18 protein-coding genes are annotated in these 20742 nt (G+C 56.0%); 6 read left to right on the forward strand and 12 right to left on the reverse strand.

Features of this window, described 5'->3' with window-relative positions:
* Positions 1-10 precede the first annotated feature (10 nt).
* From AACY26_RS08485 to AACY26_RS08495, 3 genes are all read right to left on the reverse strand, one after another.
* The gene (locus tag AACY26_RS08485; RefSeq protein ID WP_339512928.1) at positions 11-2197 is read right to left on the reverse strand and encodes a xanthine dehydrogenase family protein molybdopterin-binding subunit; all 2187 of its coding nucleotides are present in this window, start codon (positions 2195-2197) and stop codon (positions 11-13) included.
* A gap of 14 nt (positions 2198-2211) precedes the next feature.
* Positions 2212-2664 (reverse strand): (2Fe-2S)-binding protein, encoded by a 453-nt coding sequence (locus tag AACY26_RS08490; protein ID WP_339512930.1) that lies wholly within the window; start codon positions 2662-2664, stop codon positions 2212-2214.
* 335 nt (positions 2665-2999) lie between these two features.
* Complete coding sequence (locus tag AACY26_RS08495; RefSeq protein WP_339512932.1) at positions 3000-3677, reverse strand: phosphatase domain-containing protein; 678 nt, start codon at positions 3675-3677, stop codon at positions 3000-3002.
* 288 nt (positions 3678-3965) lie between these two features.
* Here AACY26_RS08495 and AACY26_RS08500 point away from each other — a divergent pair, with 288 nt between their 5' ends.
* On the forward strand, positions 3966-5399 hold the full coding sequence (locus AACY26_RS08500; RefSeq protein ID WP_339512934.1) for a catalase: 1434 nt from the start codon (positions 3966-3968) through the stop codon (positions 5397-5399).
* 63 nt (positions 5400-5462) lie between these two features.
* Here the strand turns inward: AACY26_RS08500 and lpdA are convergent, their stop codons facing one another.
* Complete coding sequence (gene lpdA, locus AACY26_RS08505) at positions 5463-6866, reverse strand: dihydrolipoyl dehydrogenase (RefSeq protein WP_339512936.1); 1404 nt, start codon at positions 6864-6866, stop codon at positions 5463-5465.
* A 64-nt stretch (positions 6867-6930) separates the two neighbouring features.
* Positions 6931-8139: an MFS transporter gene (locus AACY26_RS08510; RefSeq protein ID WP_339512938.1), complete on the reverse strand. Its 1209-nt coding sequence runs from the start codon at positions 8137-8139 to the stop codon at positions 6931-6933.
* A 145-nt stretch (positions 8140-8284) separates the two neighbouring features.
* Here AACY26_RS08510 and AACY26_RS08515 point away from each other — a divergent pair, with 145 nt between their 5' ends.
* Together AACY26_RS08515 and AACY26_RS08520 are read left to right on the forward strand one after the other, a co-directional pair.
* Positions 8285-8824 carry a PaaI family thioesterase gene (locus AACY26_RS08515; RefSeq protein ID WP_339512940.1) on the forward strand — a complete coding sequence of 180 codons (540 nt, stop codon included), beginning with the start codon at positions 8285-8287 and terminating at the stop codon, positions 8822-8824.
* Between the two features lie 96 nt (positions 8825-8920).
* On the forward strand, positions 8921-9484 hold the full coding sequence (locus tag AACY26_RS08520) for a TetR/AcrR family transcriptional regulator (RefSeq protein ID WP_339512942.1): 564 nt from the start codon (positions 8921-8923) through the stop codon (positions 9482-9484).
* Between the two features lie 73 nt (positions 9485-9557).
* Here the strand turns inward: AACY26_RS08520 and AACY26_RS08525 are convergent, their stop codons facing one another.
* The 4 genes from AACY26_RS08525 to AACY26_RS08540 form a co-directional block, all read right to left on the reverse strand.
* Entirely contained in the window at positions 9558-10352 is a 795-nt protein-coding gene (locus AACY26_RS08525) for an SDR family NAD(P)-dependent oxidoreductase (RefSeq protein WP_339512943.1), read from the reverse strand.
* Between the two features lie 280 nt (positions 10353-10632).
* On the reverse strand, positions 10633-12189 hold the full coding sequence (ahpF, locus tag AACY26_RS08530) for an alkyl hydroperoxide reductase subunit F (protein WP_339512945.1): 1557 nt from the start codon (positions 12187-12189) through the stop codon (positions 10633-10635).
* A 185-nt stretch (positions 12190-12374) separates the two neighbouring features.
* Entirely contained in the window at positions 12375-12938 is a 564-nt protein-coding gene (gene ahpC, locus AACY26_RS08535; RefSeq protein WP_087516284.1) for an alkyl hydroperoxide reductase subunit C, read from the reverse strand.
* A gap of 252 nt (positions 12939-13190) precedes the next feature.
* Positions 13191-14156: a zinc-binding dehydrogenase gene (locus AACY26_RS08540; protein WP_339512948.1), complete on the reverse strand. Its 966-nt coding sequence runs from the start codon at positions 14154-14156 to the stop codon at positions 13191-13193.
* Positions 14157-14283: 127 nt separating this feature from the next.
* On the opposite strand from AACY26_RS08540, the gene AACY26_RS08545 reads away from it, so the two are divergent.
* From AACY26_RS08545 to AACY26_RS08555, 3 genes are all read left to right on the forward strand, one after another.
* Positions 14284-16365 (forward strand): carboxy terminal-processing peptidase, encoded by a 2082-nt coding sequence (locus AACY26_RS08545; protein WP_339512950.1) that lies wholly within the window; start codon positions 14284-14286, stop codon positions 16363-16365.
* Between the two features lie 148 nt (positions 16366-16513).
* Positions 16514-18274, forward strand: a complete 1761-nt coding sequence (locus AACY26_RS08550; RefSeq protein WP_339512952.1) for a bifunctional diguanylate cyclase/phosphodiesterase — start codon at positions 16514-16516, stop codon at positions 18272-18274.
* A 136-nt stretch (positions 18275-18410) separates the two neighbouring features.
* Positions 18411-19457, forward strand: a complete 1047-nt coding sequence (locus AACY26_RS08555) for an FUSC family protein (protein WP_339512954.1) — start codon at positions 18411-18413, stop codon at positions 19455-19457.
* A 67-nt stretch (positions 19458-19524) separates the two neighbouring features.
* On the opposite strand, the gene AACY26_RS08560 is transcribed toward AACY26_RS08555, so the two are convergent.
* From AACY26_RS08560 to AACY26_RS08570, 3 genes are read right to left on the reverse strand one after another with little or no spacing between them, the layout of a single operon-like run.
* A complete protein-coding gene (locus AACY26_RS08560) occupies positions 19525-19992 on the reverse strand; it encodes a sel1 repeat family protein (protein WP_339512956.1) in 468 nt (155 codons plus the stop codon).
* The gene (locus AACY26_RS08565) at positions 19993-20358 is read right to left on the reverse strand and encodes a hypothetical protein (protein WP_010484977.1); all 366 of its coding nucleotides are present in this window, start codon (positions 20356-20358) and stop codon (positions 19993-19995) included. It abuts the gene before it with no gap.
* Positions 20355-20672: a helix-turn-helix domain-containing protein gene (locus AACY26_RS08570; protein ID WP_339512959.1), complete on the reverse strand. Its 318-nt coding sequence runs from the start codon at positions 20670-20672 to the stop codon at positions 20355-20357. Before AACY26_RS08570 ends, AACY26_RS08565 begins: the two co-directional genes overlap by 4 nt.
* Between the last annotated feature and the right edge of the window lie 70 nt (positions 20673-20742).

The following is a 20742-nucleotide window of genomic DNA, read 5'->3' on the forward strand; positions in this document are numbered from 1 at the left end:
GAGTTCATCCTTAAACAAGGTAGTAGCCCGCACGGGTCAGCGGTAAGCGTCGCACCCGCTCACCAGAAGCGGCATGCAGAGCATTGACCAACGCTGGCGCAATGAGCGCGGTACCGGCTTCGCCCACACCACCGGGCAACTCCAGACTCGGCATCAAATGCGCCTCCACACCTGGCACTTCGCTGATACGAAGCTGCCGGTAGTTATGGAAGTTGGTTTGTTGGACCTGCCCCTGCTCAAGCAAAATCTCGTTGAAGAAGGCAGCGGACAAGCCAAACAAGGTGCCCCCTTCGATCTGCGCCATGACCGAGGTCGGATTCGTCACCAGGCCACAGTCGACAACACTGACCAGGCGCTTGATACGCACACCCTTGTCGCCCTGCATCTCCAACTCGACCAGGGTCGCGACGAAACTGCCGAACACGGCACTCACCGCCAAACCACGGCCTTGTCCAGCAGGCAGCGGCGTTTTCCAATCTGTTTTTTCCGCGAGCATTTTCAGCACCGCTTGTGCGCGGGGCTGGTTTTGCATCAGCTTGAGGCGATACTCCAGCGGATCAGCCTTGGCGTTGTGCGCCAGCTCATCGATAAAATTCTCAAGCGCATAGGTACTGCGTAATGGCCCCACCCCGCGCCACCAGGAAACCGGGATGGTTTTTGGCTCTTCGCGGATGTAATGCACCTGCAAGTTGTCCATGGCGTACAGGGGCTCGATGGCCACTTCGACGGCGTCTGCATCCACGCCGTTTTCCGGCAGGCTGCCAGCATAACGGGCCAATACCGAAGCACCCGCGATGCGATGTTGCCAACCCAGTAGCTTGTCGCCGTCGAAAGCAGCATTGATGCGGTCAACATAATGAGGACGGTACATGTCGTGGGTCATGTCCTCTTCCCGGCTCCAGATCATCTTCACCGGATAGTTGACCTGCTTGGCAATGGCCACTGCCTGGGTAATGAAGTCAAAATCAAGCCGCCGGCCAAAAGCACCACCAATCAGCTGGTTATGCACGGTAATTTGTTCAGGGGCCAAGCCTGTGACTTGTGCTGCGGTCTGCTGGGCAAACACTGGCACCTGGGTGCCGACCCACAGATCACAGGCGTCAGGGCGAACATGAACCACGCAGGTCATGGGTTCGAGTGGCGAATGCGACAGAAATGGCTGCTCATAAACCGCTTCAAACTGGCTGCTGGCCGACTTTAAGCTGGCGGCGATATCGCCTGTTTTATGGGCAATGACACCGTCACGGCTGCTGGCGTCTTGCAGGGCCTGGTCGAGCTCAGCCGAGTTGATCGAAGCGTTGGCGCCAAGGTCCCAGTCGATTTTCAGGGCATTGAGCCCTTGCTGGCAGGCCCAGTAATTACTGGCGATCACCGCGACCGCGTTGTCCAGCTTGACCACATCGCGCACCCCCGGCACTTTACGTGCGGCGCTGTCGTCAACACTGCGCAAGGTACCGCCATAGACAGGGCAAGTGAGTGTCGAAGCGATTTGCATGTCAGGGACGTTGATGTCGATGGTGAACTTGGCTTTGCCATTGACCTTGTTTGGCGTATCGACACGCTGCAGCGGTTTACCGATGATCTTGAACTGCTCAGGTTTCTTAAGTGGCACATCAGCTGCAACCGGAACCGGCAAAGCGCTGGCTGCATCGACCAGCTCACCATAGCCTGCTCGCAAGCCATTGGGGCCAAACACCACTGCGTTTTCTGCGTGGCACTGGCTTGGCGCAACCTTCCAACCCAGCGCAGCGGCCTGGATCAACAGGATTCGCGCAGTTGCACCAGCCTGGCGCAACGGCTCCCAGGTAGCGCGTGTCGCAGTTGAACCACCGGTAGCCTGAAACTGCAGAAGTGGGTCGGTATACAGCTCGGCGTTTGGCGGCGCATCGACCACCTCAACCTGATCAAGGCTGACTTCAAGCTCTTCGGCAACCATCATCGCGATGCCGGTATGAGTGCCTTGGCCCATTTCAATCTTGGGTGAAATCACCGTCACCCGGCCATCATGCCCAACCCGCACAAAAGCGCCATAACCGCTTGGACTTTGTTCACCGAGACGCCCCGGCGCTACGGCATCAGCAGCCGCACTACGCGCAATCAGTGGCGGCAACCAGGTGCTCAATACCAGCCCGCCCATGGCCAGTGTGCTGCCCTGCAAAAAGCGTCGACGAGAAGATTTAAAGTGTGGCTTTTCCATGAATAAATCGCTCCTTAAGCCTGGCTGACGCTTTTGATGGCTGCACGAATACGGGTGTAAGTCGCGCAGCGGCAAAGATTGCCAGCCATGGCCGCGTCAATTGCCGCGTCATCCGCGTCAGGCTGTTTCTCAAGCAAGGCCACGGCGGACATTATTTGGCCAGACTGGCAATAACCGCACTGCACCACTTCATGCTCAAGCCAGGAAGCCTGGACTTTCTGGCCGACCTCGGTTTCACCAACTGCCTCGATGGTGCTGATCTCATGGCCAACCGCCGCGCTGATTGGCAGTACGCATGAGCGCACGGCGTTGCCATCAAGGTGTACAGTGCAAACCCCGCACTGGGCGATCCCGCATCCAAACTTGGTGCCCGTCATCCCAAGCACATCACGCAGCACCCAGAGCAGCGGCATATCGCCGGGCACATCCACCTGTTGCTCACGTCCATTGATCGAAAGTGTGTGCATGGCGACCTCACATAAAATTGGTTAAATCCAAAGACAGGGCTCACACAGCGAGCTGTCCTCTGCTCTGGTAAGACAGGGAAAGCAGCGAATTTTTGGCACCCTGCCATTCAAATCCAATGCCTAAAATACCCTGAAGTCAAACTCACACAGTGCAAAGCAGCACTACCTATCAAAAGTTCTGGCTCAAAAGAATAGACCAGTCGTCTATTAAATTCACCCTATAACTGAAGCAACAGGTCAAGCATGGTGCTTGCAAGAACTGCCGACGAGCCGAGGGCCTGATCTGACGCCAGTCGCACAAGTGGCGCCAGGCTTGATGGCTGGGACGATAGCAACTAGTTATTGAATGCCAGTACGTTCTGCAACCACGCTTTGGCGTAGCAGGTCGAGAATAGCGTTGTGCTGCACTTACCTGCCCGATACGCCGCACGAATGGCTGCTAGATCTACCTGCTCAAGGTAATCCAGCGCATCTTCCATTTCTTGGGGATTGCCGTAACCACCGCTGCGCATCTCACTCAATGCCTCAGGCTTGCTCCAGCCCTGGATAACCATGCGATACATCGCGGCCATCAAGCCGGTACGGTCACGACCATGTTTGCAGTGCATCAATACCGCGCCATCTGTCTGCGCCTGCTCAAGCACATGCAGCACACGAATGACATCGGCGTCAGTCACGCGATCAGCATGCAGTGCAATGTTCACCGTGCGCATTGGCGCGTCACCAAGCCATTGTTTGTCATCATCCTTGATGAAACTGACAACAGTGCCGATCCTGGCAGCCTGCAGCGTCGCGACATCGCTTCGATCAGGCAATGCGCTACGGTACAAGCCCGGGGTCATCCGATACAGGTTGAAGTGTTTATCCACCTGCGTAGCCCACTGCTGCTGATGCTGAACCGCAACTGAGCTGCTTGGCTGATGAACCGCCCGCGCATCAATACTGGCAAAAGCGGTGGCTGCAATGCCAATGGCGGCTAGGCCTATGATGTTTTTTCGAGACACTAATGGCATTGACAGCTCCTGTTATCAGGAGCACTACGCTATGACTTGGTGTGTGAAAAGCCGATGAAATGGATGTGAAGAAAACGCCATACGTAATCTTGAGCAACAAAGACTGTCTAGTCTAAGGACGTATACCAATAGACAGTAGAAGCCCTGCCCAAAGCTGACTAGGCTGAGTGTTAGCCACTCACTGTAAAGATCAGCAACATGGCTTCATGAAGCCTCTGGAAATTTTAGCTTCAGCCGTTTTTCAAGCGCTTCAACTGCAGAGTCAACTCAATAACTAGGAACTCAGCAATGACCGAGAAAAGCCTGACCCACGCCACCGGCGCCCCAGTAGTCGACAACCTCAATACCCAAACCGCTGGCCCTCGCGGCCCGGCACTCTTGCAAGACATCTGGTTGATTGAAAAACTGGCGCATTTCGACCGTGAAGTCATCCCCGAGCGACGCATGCACGCCAAGGGCTCTGGCGCTTACGGAACCTTCACCGTAACCCACGACATCAGCCAATACTGCCGCGCCGCACTGTTTTCCAAGGTCGGTAAGGAAACCCCGCTGTTCCTGCGTTTTTCAACCGTTGCCGGTGAACGTGGCGCCGCCGACGCTGAACGGGATATCCGCGGTTTCGCCGTCAAGTTTTACACCGAAGAAGGTAACTGGGACCTGGTTGGCAACAATACGCCGGTGTTCTTCTTCCGCGATCCAATGCGCTTCCCTGACCTCAATCACGTGGTCAAGCGTGACCCGCGCACCGGCATGCGCAACGCCACCAGCAACTGGGACTTCTGGACCCTGCTGCCGGAAGCGCTGCACCAAGTGACCATCGTCATGAGCGATCGGGGCATCCCGAAAGACTTCAGGCACATGCATGGTTTTGGCAGCCACACCTTCAGCATGCTCAATGCGGCCAATGAGCGGGTCTGGGTCAAGTTTCACTTCGAGTGCCTGCAAGGCATCAAAAACCTGACTGACGCCGAAGCTGAAACCGTGGTCGGCAAAGACCGCGAAAGCAGCATGCGCGATCTTTACGAGAGCATTGAAGCCGGTGATTTCCCGTCCTGGAAGCTGCGCATCCAGGTCATGACTGAAAACCAGGCGCGCCATCACAAACACAACCCGTTCGACTTGACCAAAGTCTGGCCACACGGCGACTACCCATTGATCGATGTCGGTGTCATGCAGCTTAATCGCAACGCCGAAAATCACTTCGCCGAAGTTGAACAAGCCGCCTTCTCGCCCGCCAATATCGTGCCCGGCATTGGCTTCTCGCCGGACAAAATGCTGCAGGCGCGCCTGTTCTCCTACGGCGATGCACAGCGCTATCGCCTGGGCGTCAACTTCAACCACATCCCGGTCAATGCGCCGATCTGCCCGCATCAAAGCTTCCACCGCGATGGCCATATGCGCACCGATGGCAATCTCGGCTCGAAAATCGCCTACTGGCCCAACAGCCAAGGCGAATGGGCCGACCATCAAGCCTTGGCCGAACCGGCGCTGCCACTCGATGGCGACGCCAAGGCCTGGGATCACCGGGTTGATGATGATCACTACGAGCAACCGGGTGATCTGTTCCGCCTGATGAGCCCGGAGCAACAGCAAGCCTTGTTCGAAAACACCGCGCGCGCCATGGACGGTGTACCGAATGAGATCAAGCAACGCCACGTCGACAACTGCACCAAGGCTGACCCAGCCTACGGCGCAGGCCTGGCCAAGGCGCTTGGTCTGTAAAGCCTAAAAAGCCCGCCAGGCTTGGCCTGGCGGGCTTTCGTCAACTACGTCCAACCTAGTTTTCTAGGCTTGCATGGCCCAGCCGTGCACACTCATCGCCGCCTGACGCAAGGCTTCCGAACGCGTTGGATGTGGGTGGCAAATCAGCGCAATATCCTCGGCGCTGGCTGAAAACTCCATCGCCACACAATACTCAGCAATCAGCTCACCGGCGCTTGGACCGATGATATGTACGCCGAGAATCTGATCGGTGCGCTCATCCGCTAGCACTTTGACGAACCCTTCGGCCTCGTGATTTATTTTCGCCCGGCTGTTGGCCGTGAACGGAAACTTGCCGACTTTATAGGCACGCCCCTGCTCCTTTAGCGCCTGTTCGCTGCTGCCAACGCTGGCAACCTCGGGTTTGGTGTAGATCACACTGGGAATCACACCGTAATTCACTTCGGCGGCATGGCCCGCAATGCGCTCGATACAGGCAATGGCTTCCTCCTCTGCCTTGTGCGCAAGCATCGGCCCCGAGGTGACATCACCAATAACCCAGATACCTGGCACTTCACTGCGTTGCTGTTGATTGCCGAGCATGCCGCGTTTATCGGTACTTAGGCCAACGGTCTCCAGCCCAAGGCCTTCTGTGTAGGGCCGCCGGCCAATGGCAACCAGCACATAATCGGCCTGCAAGACTTCACTCGAACCGCCCGCAGCAGCCTCGATATTCAATTCAACACCGCTGGCCGAGCTTTGCGCAGCCATCACCTTGGTGCCCAGTTTGAAGCCCACGCCTTGTTTCGCCAGGGTGCGTTGCAACGCGGTGGCTGTTTCTGTGTCCAGTCCGGGACAGATACGCTCCAGATACTCAACCACAGTCACCTTGCTGCCCAAGCGGCGCCAAACCGAACCCAATTCCAGCCCAATCACTCCAGCGCCAATGACCACCAAATGCTTGGGCACCTCAGGCAGTTCAAGGGCGCCGGTGGAGTCGATGATGCGCTTGTTATCGACCGTCACACCCGGCAGCGGTGTTGGCTCCGAGCCGCTGGCCAAAACGATATCGCGAGCCTGCAACTGGCTCTGGCTACCGTCTGCATGGCTGACGCTGACCTTGCCCACCCCGTCGAGCTTGGCCCAGCCTTTGATCCAATCAACCTTGTTCTTGCGAAACAGAAACTCGACCCCCTTGGTCAGCGCGCTGACGCTGGCATCTTTCTGTTTCATCATCTGCGCCAGGTTCAAGGTCGGCTGCACCTCAACACCCAGCTTATTCAGCTCGCCGCTACTGGCCGCTTCATACAACTCGGAGGCATGCAGCAAGGCCTTCGATGGCATGCAGCCGACATTAAGGCAGGTGCCGCCAAGGGTTTCACGACCCTCGACGCAGGCGACCTTCAACCCTAGCTGCCCGGCGCGAATGGCTGCGTTATACCCGCCAGGCCCACCGCCAATAATCACCACGTCGTACATTTCACTCATGTCGATTACCTTCACAATTGCTGATGTTCAGCGTCAAACGGCACCTTAGAAACACAGCTAGGGATCATTGCACTGCAAGCTCGGCGGCTCTGCGCCGGCGTTGCAGCAGGTGGAACAGCGACCAGGCAATAAATGCGAAGCTGGCATTGAGAAAGACCATAGCCCAGGCGCTGCCATCTTGCAGGGCGCTCAATAACACACCGCTGAAGGTTGCCCCGGCCATCTGTGCAAACCCCATGAATCCTGCTGCCAAGCCTGCTCTGTGAGCATTGGGTATTACCGCCCCCGCAACGCTTGCGGGCAGCACCATGCCGCCACCCAGCGTCACTAAAACCTGCGGCAGCGAAAGCCCAAGCACCGACAACCCAAAGCCTTGATGAATGACCAGGGTCGCAACCGCGCCAAGGGCCGCCAGGCTCACGCCAATACTGACGATTTTGTCCGGCCCTAAACGGCTGATATTGCGTTGGGTAAACAACGCGCCAGCAATCAAGGCCGCCACAATCGCGCTGATGGTCATCCCGTACTGGCTGGGGCTCAGGTGCAACAGGCCGATATAAACAGCTGATGAACCGGCGATCACCGCAAACATCGCACCGTAGGTAAACGCCAATGTCAGGGCCAAGGCCCGAAAGGAAGGATCCTTGAGCAAATCGGCATAGTTGGCGAGCAGTTTGGTCAGCCTTCCCGCCTGAGGATCAAGCTGCCGGTTGCTTTCCCGGTAAAAGCACAACACGGAGAGGACAATTGCGCCAGCAACCAGCAAGGCCATCAGAATAGGCGCCTGCCAACCACCGAAACGCACCAGCAAGCCACCTAATGCCGGGGAAACCACAATGGCGCAAAGCATGCCAATCACGGTCATGGCCAATGCCGGGCCCGCCTCGGCCTGCCATACATCACGCACAATAGCTCGCGCTATGACCAAGGCCGAACAGGCACCTAGACCTTGTAAAGCGCGGGCTGCAATAAACTCAACCATGTTGTTGGCCAGCAACATCCAAAAGGTCGCACACAGATAAACCAGCAACCCCGCGAACAGGATCGGGCGTCGTCCCAGTCGATCAGACAGCGGACCAAGCACCAGTTGTCCCATGCCAAAAGCAGCCACGAACACTGACAACGCCAGCAAACTGCTGCCGGGCTTGGCCGCCATCACCCACTCGATTGCAGAAAGGCCGGGAATAATCAACTGAGTGGAGATCTCACCCAATGCGGTGAGCGCCATCAGTAATACGAGAAGCTTGCGCGAAGGTTTAACGGCGCTGTGCATGACAGTTTTCCTGTAAGCAATGGCTCGGACTGATGATCAGATAGCCTTGGATACTTTTATATTACGACTATAATTTACACAATTAGATTACACATGTAATTTAATAAAGCAATCGACTTATCCAACATCCGCAGAGGGCCGCTAGATGGACAACATTTCCCGAGAAGAAAAACTGGCAAGCTGGATTGATGCCGAGCAAGTCGCCCGCAGCAAGCTCGCCGCGCCTGGCAGCATGAACCTGGCCCAGGTCAGTGAAATGTCACCAGCCGAGTTCTTCAATGGCATTGGCGAAGGGCAATTGCCCTGCCCGCCTTTCGGACACTTGGTCGATTTTGTGCCGATTGAATGGGCAGAGGGCTTTTTCTTGTTCCAAGGCTCGCCCGATGCCCGCCATTACAACCCATTGGGCATCGTGCACGGTGGTTATGCCGCGACACTGCTCGACTCCTGCATGGGCTGCGCGATTCATACCCGCTTGCAACGCGGGCAGGGCTATACCACCACCGACTTGCGCATCAGCTATACACGCGCCTTGACCGATAAAGTCGGCCCGATACGCGCCGAGGGCCGCATCGTGCATCTGGGCCGTTCAACGGCAATCGCCGAAGGACGCATCTATGATGTCGATGATCGCCTCTACGCCGTTGGCTCAACCACCTGCTTGATCCTGGGCAACCCCAACTAAAAACACCAATCACGGCCCTGGCCATTAACTTTTACCCAAAGGGTGCAGGGTCAATTAATATGTCGATCAGCATGCAAAGAACCCGTGAGGCAAATTATGCGTTACTCGGACGATCACAAGGCCAAAACCCACCAGCGCATCATTGAAGAAGCAGCGCGCCTGTTTCGACGTGACGGCATTGGTGCGACCGGATTGCAGCCCTTGATGAAAACCCTGGGACTGACTCACGGCGGCTTTTATGCGCACTTCAAGTCCAAGGATGAACTGGTTGAAACTGCATTGGCCCACAGCGCCGAGCAACTCAGCGATCGCACACAGCAGCTGTTTAGCGGTGAAGCGCCGCTGGCCACATTTATTCGTGGTTATCTGTCCAGCGCCCATCGCGCCAATCCGGGAGAAGGTTGCCCGCTGCCAACCATGTCAGCGGAGCTTGGCCAGCGTGGCCAGCCCAGCCCGGTTACCGATCAGCTGGTACAAAAGCGCCTGAAATCCATCGAAGGTTGTCTACCTGGCGACAATGCCGCCGAACAAAGCGTGGTCCTGCTTTCTACGGTGATCGGCGCATTGGTTCTGGCGCGCAGTGTCAGTGATCCCGAACTATCAGAACGGCTGCTCAAGACCGCGCGCAAACAGTTACTGGAGCAGGTCGAAGCCAGTTGATCCTTGCCTATTGAGCAGCGCAAACAAAGCGCTTGAGCTAGCTCGGAGTAGAAGCCAGCTCAAGCGTATCGAGCTACTTGTACCGGGCTGCCGCCTGATTGCGCGACAGGTTCGGCCCCAACTTGGTCCGCGCAGTGACCACTGCCTGCCAGTCTGCCGCGTCCGGAAGCGATGGAATAGTCACCAGCTCGCCCTGGTCAAAACCTGCCAGAGCAGCGTCTACCATATCGCCAACTTCCATGATCATCTCAGGGGGCAAGGCCGCAGCATCCATGCCTGAACGCTCCCAGATTTCCGTACGGGTAACGCCGGGTAAAACCGCCTGGACCTGCACTCCAACCTTACCGACTTCCGCCTGCATGGTTTGAGTCAAGCTCAGCACATAGGCCTTGCTGGCACTGTAGACCGCGTTGAACATCTCGGGAATCAATGCAACCACTGAAGCGAGATTGATGATTGAGCCGCGCCCTGCCGCGCCAAAGCTTGCCGCCGCTGCCGCAGACAGGTGGGTCAGGGCCACAATATTCAACTGAATCAAGGTATCGACCTTGGCCGCGTCACCTTCAGCCAACGTGCCATTGATCGCAACACCGGCATTGTTGACCAACATGCTGATGCTTGAGTCCGTGCGCAAACGCTGCTCAACACGCTGCAGATCAGCGTTGTCAGTCAGATCGGCCCTGAGCACCTCAACCTTAACCCCAGATTCCTGGCGCAGGGTTTCAGCAAGCGCATCGAGCCGTTGCTGGTCACGCGCCACCAATAGCAAGTCATAACCGCGTGCAGCCAGACGCTGTGCATAGGTGGCGCCAATCCCTGAGGATGCGCCAGTGATCAAGGCAGTGCCTTTGTTCGTAGGTTGATTCATTGCTGCTTCCTCAGTTTGAAATGGCTGCGATCGAGCCGATGGAGTGACTATCTCGCAATTTATATTACGATCATAATCTTATATTTATATTAAGCCCATAATTTAAATTAACCAATACAAATCAAGCGCGACGAGGCAAGTCTAGCTGAGCATTAACCAACGCAATGACTGGAGCTGAATCCCTCGCCAGGCACCGCTCGACAAAAACAAAACCCATTCACACAAAAAAGCGGGTAACCATTTCTGGTCACCCGCTTTGGATGGTGCTTACAGCGTTGGTTTAAACGCTGCGAATCAAGTGATCGAAAGCACTCAATGAAGCCTTGGCGCCCTCACCCACGGCGATGACGATTTGCTTGTAAGGCACCGTGGTCACGTCACCTGCGGCAAAAATACCCGGCACATTACTCTGACCTTTGGCATCCACGATGATTTCACCTCGTGGTGACAACTCGATCGCGCCTTTGAGCCAGTCACTGTTTGGCAGCAAGCCGATTTGCACAAAGATGCCTTCCAGCTCGACAGTCACCCGTTCATCGGTGTTGCGATCCTGGTAAACCAAGGCATTGACCTTCTGGCCATCACCCAGTACTTCAGTGGTCAAAGCGCTTTTGATGATGGTCACGTTGGCCAGGCTGGCGAGCTTCTTCTGCAACACCGCATCGGCGCGCAACTGGCTGTCGAATTCAATCAAAGTGACGTGAGCAACAATACCGGCCAGATCAATCGCCGCCTCGACGCCCGAATTGCCGCCACCGATCACAGCCACGCGCTTGCCCTTGAACAATGGGCCATCGCAATGCGGACAATAGGCTACACCACGGCCGCGATATTGTTGCTCACCGGGCACATTCATCTCTCTCCAGCGCGCGCCAGTGGCCAGGATCACCGTCTTGGCCTTGAGCGATGCGCCGCTGTCGAATTTAACCTCGTGCAAGCCACCTGCTGTGCTGGCCGGAACCAGTGCGCTGGCGCGCTGCAGGTTCATGATATCGACCTCGTACTGGCGCACATGCTCTTCCAAGGCGCGGGCCATTTTCGGGCCATCTGTTTCCTGCACCGAGATAAAGTTTTCGATGGCCATGGTATCGAGCACCTGACCGCCGAAACGCTCGGCGGCCACACCGGTACGAATGCCTTTGCGCGCGGCATAAATCGCTGCTGCAGCTCCAGCGGGACCACCACCGACGACCAATACGTCGAAGGCATCCTTGCTGTTGAGTTTTTCCGCATCACGCGCGGCGGCACCGGTGTCGATCTTGGCCAGGATCTGCTCGACATCCATGCGCCCCTGACCAAAGAGTTCACCGTTAAGGTAGATGCTTGGTACAGACATAATCTGGCGCTGCTCAACCTCAGCCTGGAACAGCGCCCCGTCGATCGCTACGTGGCGAATATTCGGGTTCAGCACCGCCATCAAGTTCAGCGCCTGCACCACATCCGGGCAGTTCTGGCAGGACAGCGAGAAGTAGGTTTCAAAGCTAAACTCACCTTCGATAGCCTTGATCTGCTCAATCACATCAGCAGCCAATTTCGATGGATGCCCGCCGACTTGTAGCAGCGCCAGCACCAACGAGGTGAATTCGTGTCCCATCGGGATACCGGCAAAACGCAAGCTGATATCGGCGCCAGGGCGATTTAACGAGAACGACGGCGTGCGTGCATCAGTGCCATCGGTCTTCAAGGTAATTTTGTCGCTAAGGCTGCGAATATCTTCAAGCAAGCCATGCAGTTCACGGGATTTATCGCTGTCATCGAGGGACGCGACGATCTCGAACGGCTGGGTGACCTTTTCCAGGTAAGCCTTCAACTGGTTTTTCAGATTGGCGTCCAACATGATTTGACTTCCCTTTATACGAATTTCAGAGACAAAAACGCCCGGACGGATCGCGCCCAGGCGCTTGTAAGCTGATCAACAATGTGTCGACCAGCTGTTTGCCAGCTACTGAGGCGCCTATACACCTCAGCCTTCACCTGTCATTGAAAGCGCCAGCCAATTAGCTGGCGACTCGCAAAACAGAGTTAGATTTTGCCGACCAGATCCAGCGATGGCGCCAGAGTGGCTTCGCCTTCTTTCCACTTAGCCGGGCAAACTTCACCTGGATGCGCAGCAACGTACTGAGCAGCTTTTACTTTGCGCAGCAGTTCTTGTGCATCACGGCCAATGCCACCTGCGTTGACTTCAACGATCTGGATCTTGCCTTCTGGATCGATGACGAAAGTACCGCGATCAGCCAAACCGGCTTCTTCGATCATCACGCCGAAGTTGCGAGTGATGGTGCCAGTTGGGTCGCCGATCAGTGGGTACTGGATTTTGCCGATGGTGTCAGAGGTGTCGTGCCAGGCTTTGTGTGTGAAGTGGGTGTCAGTCGACACGCCGTAGATTTCAACATTCAGCTTCTGGAACTCAGCGTAGTTATCAGCCAGGTCACCCAACTCGGTTGGGCAGACGAAGGTAAAGTCGGCTGGGTAGAAGAATACGACCGACCATTTGCCTTTCAGGTTGGCTTCACTGACTTCAACGAACGCGCCGTTGTGATAGGCAGTGGCGTTGAACGGCTTAACTTCGCTATTGATATAAGACATCGATGAACTCCTTGGGAGGGTTGAAAATTTACCCTGCAAAGAGTACCCACTGAATCCTGAAAGGTCTTATTGATTGACCCCATAGTGCTGATTGAGAGACTCAATCGAACCATAGTTAAATCTTTTAAAAACATAGAGATAAGCTGAGTCCTCGATTGCCGAAAACCCAGCTGATCCCTTCAGATCAAACCAATGCCCTGCAACAGACCGTAATTGGCCTCAGCCAAACAGCATTACCGGGCTGAACGATGATCAGGCGAGGCTTGGATCAATCACCAACACTAATTTGCCATTTACCTGATTCCCCGCAAGCTCGGCAAAGGCCGCTTCAGCGTCTGCAATCGGGAAACTGCGTACCAACTGCGGGCTAAGCCGCCCTTCGCCAAACAATGGCCAGACCTGCTGGCCAAGATCACTCATCAGATCGGCCTTGAACTGGTCATCGCGACTGCGCAAAGTCGATCCCACGAGCTGCACACGCTTGCTTAACAGCAACGTCATATCCAGCTCAGCCTTGCGCCCGCCCATCAGGCCAATATTCACCCAGCGCCCATCCAGCCCCAGCAACTCAAGGTTCAGCGCTGCATATTTGCCGCCAACCGGGTCGAGAATTACGTCAAAGGGGGCAAAATCACGCAATGCCTGCGGCCCTTCTTCACCGCGTAAAACACCGCCTTGCGCACCCAGCGATTCGCAATAAACCAAGCGATCAGCCGTACCGACACTCACCCAGCACGGGCTGCCGAAGGCCTTGCACAACTGGATTGCCGCTGAACCCACACCACTGGCGCCTGCGTGCAGCAGCACTTTTTCACCCGGCTTGAGCCCCGCCAACTGAAAAAGATTGAGCCAGGCCGTTGCGTACACCTCGGGGATAGCCGCCGCTTCGTGCAGTGATACACCGTCAGGAACAGGCAATGCATGGCGACCATCAACCACCACTTCCTCAGCCATGCCGCCGCCGGCGAGCAATGCACAAACCCGGTCTCCCACTTGCCAGTCACTGCCTGCGCCGACTTCGGTGATCACTCCAGAGCACTCCAGCCCAAGCGCGACGCTGGCTCCAGGTGGTGGCGGATACAGCCCGGCACGCTGCAGCAAATCAGCTCGATTGAGCCCCGCAGCCGCCACTTTTATGCGAATTTCACCCACATCGCATGATGGGGATGTGATGTCTAACCACTCAGTGCTGCCTTCAACGCCTTGCAATGCCTTCACGCTGCCTCCATAGTGCAATTGAACCGAGCCCGGCACGACTGTCGGGCTTTTGCATTGCGCCGTTGGAACTCGGCGCCCTTAAAGATGGCCTAATATGCTTTATCAACAGCCCCTACGTCGAATCAGCATGAAGCGTTCATTTATCAGCGCCACCCTCGCCCTTGCCCTCGGATTGAGTGCATTGCCTTTGGCAGCAAAGACCACCAGCGATCACAGCTGGGACTATTTGACGCCTGATCGCGAACAAGTCATTGCCAGCCTCAACGTAGTGGAGCTGCTCAAGCGCCACCACTACAGCAAGCCTCCGCTTGATGATGCCCGTTCGGAAATCATCTATGAGGGCTACTTGAAGATGCTCGATCCTCAGCGCAGTTATTTCACTGCCGCCGATATCGCCGAGTTCGACAAGTGGAAAGACCAGTTCGATGACTTTCTCAAAAGCGGCAACCTTGAGCCCGGCTTTGTCATGTACAAACGCCATCTCGATCGCTTGAAAAGCCGTCTCAACGCTGCCTTGACCATGCTTGAGAAAGGCGTCGACAAGATCGACTACAGCGTCGATGAAACGCTCACTCTCGATCGAGAGAAATCACCCTGGGTCAAAGACGAAGCAGCGCTTCAAGATCTTTGGCGGCGCCAGGTCAAGGACGAAGTACTGCGCCAGAAGATTGCAGGAAAAGACACCAAGACCATCCAGGAAACCCTGGTCAAGCGCTACAAGCGTCAGTTGCTTCGCCTCGATCAAACCCGCAGCGAAGATATCTTCCAGACCTACATCAATGCCTTTGCGATGTCATACGATCCGCACACCTCTTATCTGTCACCGGATAACGCGGAAAACTTCGACATCAACATGAGCTTGTCGCTCGAAGGCATTGGCGCAGTTCTGCAAAGCGACAACGACAATGTCAAAGTCGTGCGCCTGGTTCCAGCTGGCCCGGCGGAAAAGAGCAAGCAAATTAAGCCTGCTGACAAAATCATTGGCGTCGCCCAGGGCGATGACGAAATGGTTGATGTCATCGGCTGGCGTCTGGACGAAGTGGTCAAGCTGATTCGTGGCCCCAAAGGCTCGAAGGTTCGCCTTGAGGTGATTCCAGCAAGCAATGCACCCAACGACCAAACAAGCAAGATCGTCACTATTACCCGCGAAGCGGTGAAGCTTGAAGATCAAGCGGTGCAAAAAAAGATTCTCAAGCTCAAGCACGACGGTCGTGACTACAAGCTCGGGGTCATTGAAATTCCGGCCTTCTATCTGGATTTCAAAGCATTCCGTGCTGGCGACCCGAACTACAAGAGCACCACGCGTGACGTTAAGCGCGTGCTGACAGAGCTGAACAAAGAAAAAGTAGATGGCGTGGTCATCGACCTGCGCAACAACGGCGGCGGCTCTCTGCAAGAAGCCACCGAGCTGACTGGCCTGTTTATCGACCAAGGCCCAACAGTCTTGGTGCGCAACAGCGATGGCCGGGTTGATGTGCTTAACGATGAAAATCCAGGAATCTTCTACAAAGGCCCAATGGTGCTGCTGGTCAACCGCCTGTCCGCCTCGGCATCGGAGATTTTTGCAGGGGCCATGCAGGACTATCATCGTGCTCTGATCATCGGTGGCCAGACCTTCGGCAAAGGCACGGTGCAAACCATCCAGCCGCTGAACCACGGCGAGCTAAAGCTGACCCTGGCCAAGTTCTACCGGGTTTCGGGGCAAAGCACCCAAAATCAGGGCGTACTGCCTGATATCGCCTATCCCGATGTGATGGACACCAAGGAAATTGGCGAAAGCGCACTGCCAGAAGCCATGCCTTGGGACACCATCAGCCCGGCTATCAAGCCCGAGCGTGACCCGTTCAAACCTTACCTGGTGCGCCTCAAGGAGCACTATGAAGCGCGTACAGCGAACAACCCGGACTTCACCTTCTCTCGTGAACGCTTGGCGCTTGCGCAAAAGCTGATGAAAGAAACCAAAGTCAGCCTCAATGAAGTTACGCGCCGGGCACAGCACAAGCAGATCGAGGGTGAGCAATTGGCCATCGAAAACAAGCTGCGCAAGGCTAAAGGCGAAGAGCCGCTAACCAAGCTCAAGGAAGTCGATGAAGACAGCGTTGCGGTCGAGGACAAGAAAACCAAGCCCGAAGATGATGCCTTCCTCAGCGAAGCCGGGCAGATCCTGCTCGACTACCTGAACCTGACTTCAGCGCTGGTTAAAAAGTGATGCACACCAGCTCAAGCTCGGAACCGGGCTTGAGCTGGCTCGCGCTTGAGGTTGAGCCGAGCTGTCATTAAAGAGTCACTAATTTGTCGCAAAATCAAGGGCTGATATCACTATCAGCCCTTTGTTTTTTCTGACACCGAGACTCTAAATGACCGTCACCGAGCAGTTGAGCACGCTGGACCACATCCTCGCTCACGGCGACTTGCATAGCCTCTTTCAGCCTATCGTCTCGTTATCTGAGCGACGCATCGTCGGTTATGAGGCCCTGACTCGTGGCCCCTCCAACAGTGCCCTGCACTCGCCGATCAACTTGTTCAGCGTGGCGCGTCAAGCTGGCCGCCTCAGTGAACTGGAAATGGCTTGCCGCAAAAGCGCCTGCCAGCACTTCAGTCAACAAAAGCTCGAGGGCAAGCTGTTCCTCAACGTTTCCCCCGACTCGTTGCTCGAAGCCAACCACCGCCCTGGTCGCACACTGCAGTTGCTGCAAGCCTTTGGCATATCGCCCAACAATGTGGTGATAGAACTCACCGAACAAACCCCTACCGAAGACTTTGCCCTGCTCGATAACGCCTTGCATCACTATCGCGCCATGGGCTTCTCAATTGCGCTGGATGACCTTGGCGCGGGCTATTCAAGTCTGCGACTGTGGTCCGAGTTAAGACCCGACTATGTGAAGATTGACCGCCACTTCATCGATGGCATACATCTCGACTCGGTCAAGCGTGAGTTTGTCGGCTCCATCCTCAAGATGGCCCAAGCATCACGCGCCACCGTGATTGCCGAAGGTATCGAGCTTGAGGAGGAACTGGCAGTACTTTCCGAAATGGGTGTCGACCTGCTCCAAGGTTATCTACTGTGTCGACCACAAGAACAACCGCCGCGTGACGCACGCATATTGCTGCCGCAATTGCACAGCTCACCGGCCACGCTCAGCGAAGATGACAGCGACCTCTGCGCCCTGCTTAACGAACAACCTGCGGTGACTATCGATACCTCTACATCCGCGGTACTCGAAGCTTTTCGCCTGCAAGCCAACCTTAACTCCCTCGCGGTTCTTGATGAACACAAGCAGCCCGTTGGCATTGTCCATCGCCACGCGTTTGCCGATGCCCTGCTCAAACCCTTTGCCGCCGAATTGTTTGCCCGCAAGCCCATCAGCCGGTTGATGAGCACCGATTTTCTCAGTGTTGAAGTGAGCCAATCCTTGCAAAAGGTCAGCCGCCTGCTGACCAGCCGTGCACGGCAGCGTATTGAAGAAGACTTCATCATTACCCTCAACGGCCGCTACCAAGGGCTTGGCCGGGTGATCGATGTGCTCAAGCTGATTACCGAATTGAAAATCCAGCAAGCCAAGCATGCCAACCCGCTAACCATGCTACCCGGCAACGTCCCTATTCAGCAGTGCCTCACACGCCTGCTGCAACAAGCCAGACCTGCTGTGGTGTGCTATGTGGATATTGATAACTTCAAACCTTTCAACGACCTGTACGGTTACGCCAAGGGCGACGAAGTGCTGCTGTATCTCGCGCAATGCCTAAGTGAATGCGTCGACCCAACCCGCGATTTTGTTGGGCATATTGGCGGTGATGACTTTCTTTTGGTATTGAGTTCAGAGCAGTGGCGCAAACAACTGAGCAGGGTGTTTGAAACCTTCCAGAATCAGTGCCGGCGCTTTTACCGCGAAGAAGATCTGAATGCCGGTTGCTTCGTCTCCCATGACCGCCACGGCACGCGCCAGGAGTTTGCCTTGCTCTCGATCTCCATAGGCATAGTCCAGGTGACACCGCAATACGCTGCCGACCTGGATGCAAGTCAGTTGGCAGCCCTGGCCTCAGAAGCCAAGCATCACGCCAAGGCCATTCCCGGCTATAGCTTTCATGTGATTGAGGCACAAAAAATATCGGCCTGAGGCGCAGGCAACCGATGGTGCTGCGACACAGGCCCGGCTTGCGCTAAGATTGTCCTGCCGACTAGCATGATCGGCGGCACCAGAAATACTCTCTACCAAGGCCGGTAACTTGCGCACATCTTTTATCAGCGCATTAATGCGCAAAATCGCACGCCCCATCACAGATCCTTATCGACGTTACCGCAATGCCCGACTGATTCACTCAGCGCGTATTTCGGTGGGCCTGCTCGCATCGATTCTGTTAACCACGGGTTTCAATCTGCCCCACGGTGAGTGGGCCTCAGTGACCATGCTGGTGGTCATTGGCGGCCTCCAGCACCATGGCAATATCCGCAGAAAGGCTGCCGAACGGGCCGTCGGCACACTGATTGGCGCAGGCCTTGGCTTGCTCTTGGTGATCCAGCATAACTACATGGAGCTAGCCGGACTCACCTATGTCTTGATGTCCATTTGCTGCGGCTTCTTTGCCTATCATGCAATTGGCAAAGGCGGCTATACAGCCCTGCTGGCAGCAATCACTTTGTTTGTGGTCGCAGGCCACGGCGAAAACCCGGTCAGCGATGGTATCTGGCGCGGGGTCAATATTCTCATCGGCATCGCCTTGGCCCTGATATTCTCATTCGCCCTGCCGCTGTATGCCTTCTACTCGTGGCGCTATAACTTATCGGGCGCCCTGCGCGATTGCGCCACTATTCATCGGCGCATCATCACCGGCTTGCCAGTGACCGACGATGAGCACCAAAAGCTGATCAGCCGCTTGAACAAACGCATGGTTGAACAACGCTCGCTGATGCCATCTGCATCAAAGGAGATGCATGTCTCCATGACGCGCCTGGATGCAATCCAGCGCAGCCTGCGCATGTGCATCAGTACCCTGGAAATTCTCGCTCATACGCGCCCTGAGGCTGGCGACAGCAAAGGTTTGGAGTTACTGCAGTCGACCTTGGCGCCTGAAAACAAGCGCATCCGGGTGTTGTTGCTCGGCATGGCACGTGCCCTGCGTCTGGGCTCGGCAAAAATGCTAAATGAAGCTGATCACAAGCCCGAAAAGATGCTCGCACTGGAAGCTGCCGCCGCATCGGGCATGGGCGGTTATGTGCTGCTGACATTTGAGTTGTCCGCCACCCTAGAAACCTTGCGCCAACAACTTGCGAACAGTTCCAAGCGCTGGAAAGCTCACTAACAAAGCCAGCGATCATGCCCTCAAGCTCGGAGTCGCTACATCAGCGCACTCAACGGGCAATTAGCGGCTATAGGCCCAACGATTCTGCGCGCATCGCAAAGTGCTCTGCTTGCACCGGGTCTGCGGCTAGACCCGGTGCCCCATCACGGTAGAGTTCAGACAAGCGCTGGGCTGCAAGCGGATGGCCTGCGGCCGCAGCCAAGGCCCACCAATGGGCCGTCTGGCTGGCATCCGGAGCTTGGCGAGTATCGCCCTTTAGGCTCAGCAGCCCCATTTGATAGGCCGCCTTGGCATCGCCTGCCGTCGCAGCCAATCGCAACAGACGCACGCCCTCTTCCCGTGCGCCCAAGCCCTGGCCGCGAAACAACAGGATGTGCCCATAGAAACTTTGCGCCTGCACGTCACCCAAGTTGGCCATCCGTGCAAACTGACCTTCGAGCCATTGCCAGCCGCGCGGCTGCTTGACCAACCATGGCCAGTGGAACAAGCGGCGGGCTAGCCAGTAACTTAACCGAGCACGCAGTTTATGCAGCATTTAATGCTCCGGCGGGTAATCAAACTCAAAGACCCGTGCCACTTCAGCGGCATGCCATGAAGCTGCCGCCACACCATCGGTCGGCCCACTGAAACGGCCAAGACGTGTAACGCAGTCAAAGTAACCGGTACGCGGAAGGCGGCTGGCACCTTGGCTGATCACCAGTGAACTGCGTAGCGGGCGATCCGCTTGTGCATCCAAGGCCGCCAGGTGCTCAAGTGCAGCAGTCAGGGTTTGCATTGCGGGCGCAGGCAGTGCCAAACGCTCGATCAATGCACGGTAGGTCAGGAGGTGACGCTGCCGTCGGGCATCGTCGAGAGCAGTCAATAACGCATCATAGTGTTGACGAGTAATTCGAACACTCAAGAGTTCGCCTCCCAACCCTCAATGCCAAGGTTCCAGGCCAAGGCGCGCTGAATCGCCGCATCAGGCTCACGCTCGCCGCTTTCGATCATTTTCAGGTAATGGGGACTGATGCCAACGGCGCGCGCCAGGGTGTCAATGTCCATGCCCTTGGCTTCGCGCAGACTGCTTAGCTGGCTCAGTGCGGAAACATCATTGGATACAGGTTCAGCAACAACCTGAAGACTCCCGGCAGCTTGCAACAACGCCTGATAATGCGCCCATGGAATCACCGCATATTCAGGCTCACCGTCACGCGAGATAACTTGCACACTCATGTTCAACTCTCCACCCTGCTACTTCTACTAACGCAAAGCCGACGCTCACGAAAAGTGCAGTGTTTGATAA

The sequence above is a fragment of the Pseudomonas sp. RL_15y_Pfl2_60 genome (assembly GCF_963970595.1).
Classification (GTDB): Bacteria; Pseudomonadota; Gammaproteobacteria; order Pseudomonadales; family Pseudomonadaceae; genus Aquipseudomonas.

Coding starts and splice junctions, on each gene's coding strand:
- ahpF (WP_339512945.1), bottom strand. CDS start 12,189: ATGTTGGACGCCAATCTGAAAAACCAGTTGAAGGCTTACCTGGAAAAG.
- AACY26_RS08515 (WP_339512940.1), top strand. CDS start 8,285: ATGGACAACATTTCCCGAGAAGAAAAACTGGCAAGCTGGATTGATGCC.
- AACY26_RS08555 (WP_339512954.1), top strand. CDS start 18,411: ATGCGCAAAATCGCACGCCCCATCACAGATCCTTATCGACGTTACCGC.
- AACY26_RS08490 (WP_339512930.1), bottom strand. CDS start 2,664: ATGCACACACTTTCGATCAATGGACGTGAGCAACAGGTGGATGTGCCC.
- AACY26_RS08525 (WP_339512943.1), bottom strand. CDS start 10,352: ATGAATCAACCTACGAACAAAGGCACTGCCTTGATCACTGGCGCATCC.
- AACY26_RS08570 (WP_339512959.1), bottom strand. CDS start 20,672: ATGAGTGTGCAAGTTATCTCGCGTGACGGTGAGCCTGAATATGCGGTG.
- AACY26_RS08485 (WP_339512928.1), bottom strand. CDS start 2,197: ATGGAAAAGCCACACTTTAAATCTTCTCGTCGACGCTTTTTGCAGGGC.
- AACY26_RS08510 (WP_339512938.1), bottom strand. CDS start 8,139: ATGCACAGCGCCGTTAAACCTTCGCGCAAGCTTCTCGTATTACTGATG.
- AACY26_RS08560 (WP_339512956.1), bottom strand. CDS start 19,992: ATGCTGCATAAACTGCGTGCTCGGTTAAGTTACTGGCTAGCCCGCCGC.
- lpdA (WP_339512936.1), bottom strand. CDS start 6,866: ATGAGTGAAATGTACGACGTGGTGATTATTGGCGGTGGGCCTGGCGGG.
- AACY26_RS08500 (WP_339512934.1), top strand. CDS start 3,966: ATGACCGAGAAAAGCCTGACCCACGCCACCGGCGCCCCAGTAGTCGAC.
- AACY26_RS08520 (WP_339512942.1), top strand. CDS start 8,921: ATGCGTTACTCGGACGATCACAAGGCCAAAACCCACCAGCGCATCATT.
- AACY26_RS08545 (WP_339512950.1), top strand. CDS start 14,284: ATGAAGCGTTCATTTATCAGCGCCACCCTCGCCCTTGCCCTCGGATTG.
- ahpC (WP_087516284.1), bottom strand. CDS start 12,938: ATGTCTTATATCAATAGCGAAGTTAAGCCGTTCAACGCCACTGCCTAT.
- AACY26_RS08550 (WP_339512952.1), top strand. CDS start 16,514: ATGACCGTCACCGAGCAGTTGAGCACGCTGGACCACATCCTCGCTCAC.
- AACY26_RS08495 (WP_339512932.1), bottom strand. CDS start 3,677: ATGCCATTAGTGTCTCGAAAAAACATCATAGGCCTAGCCGCCATTGGC.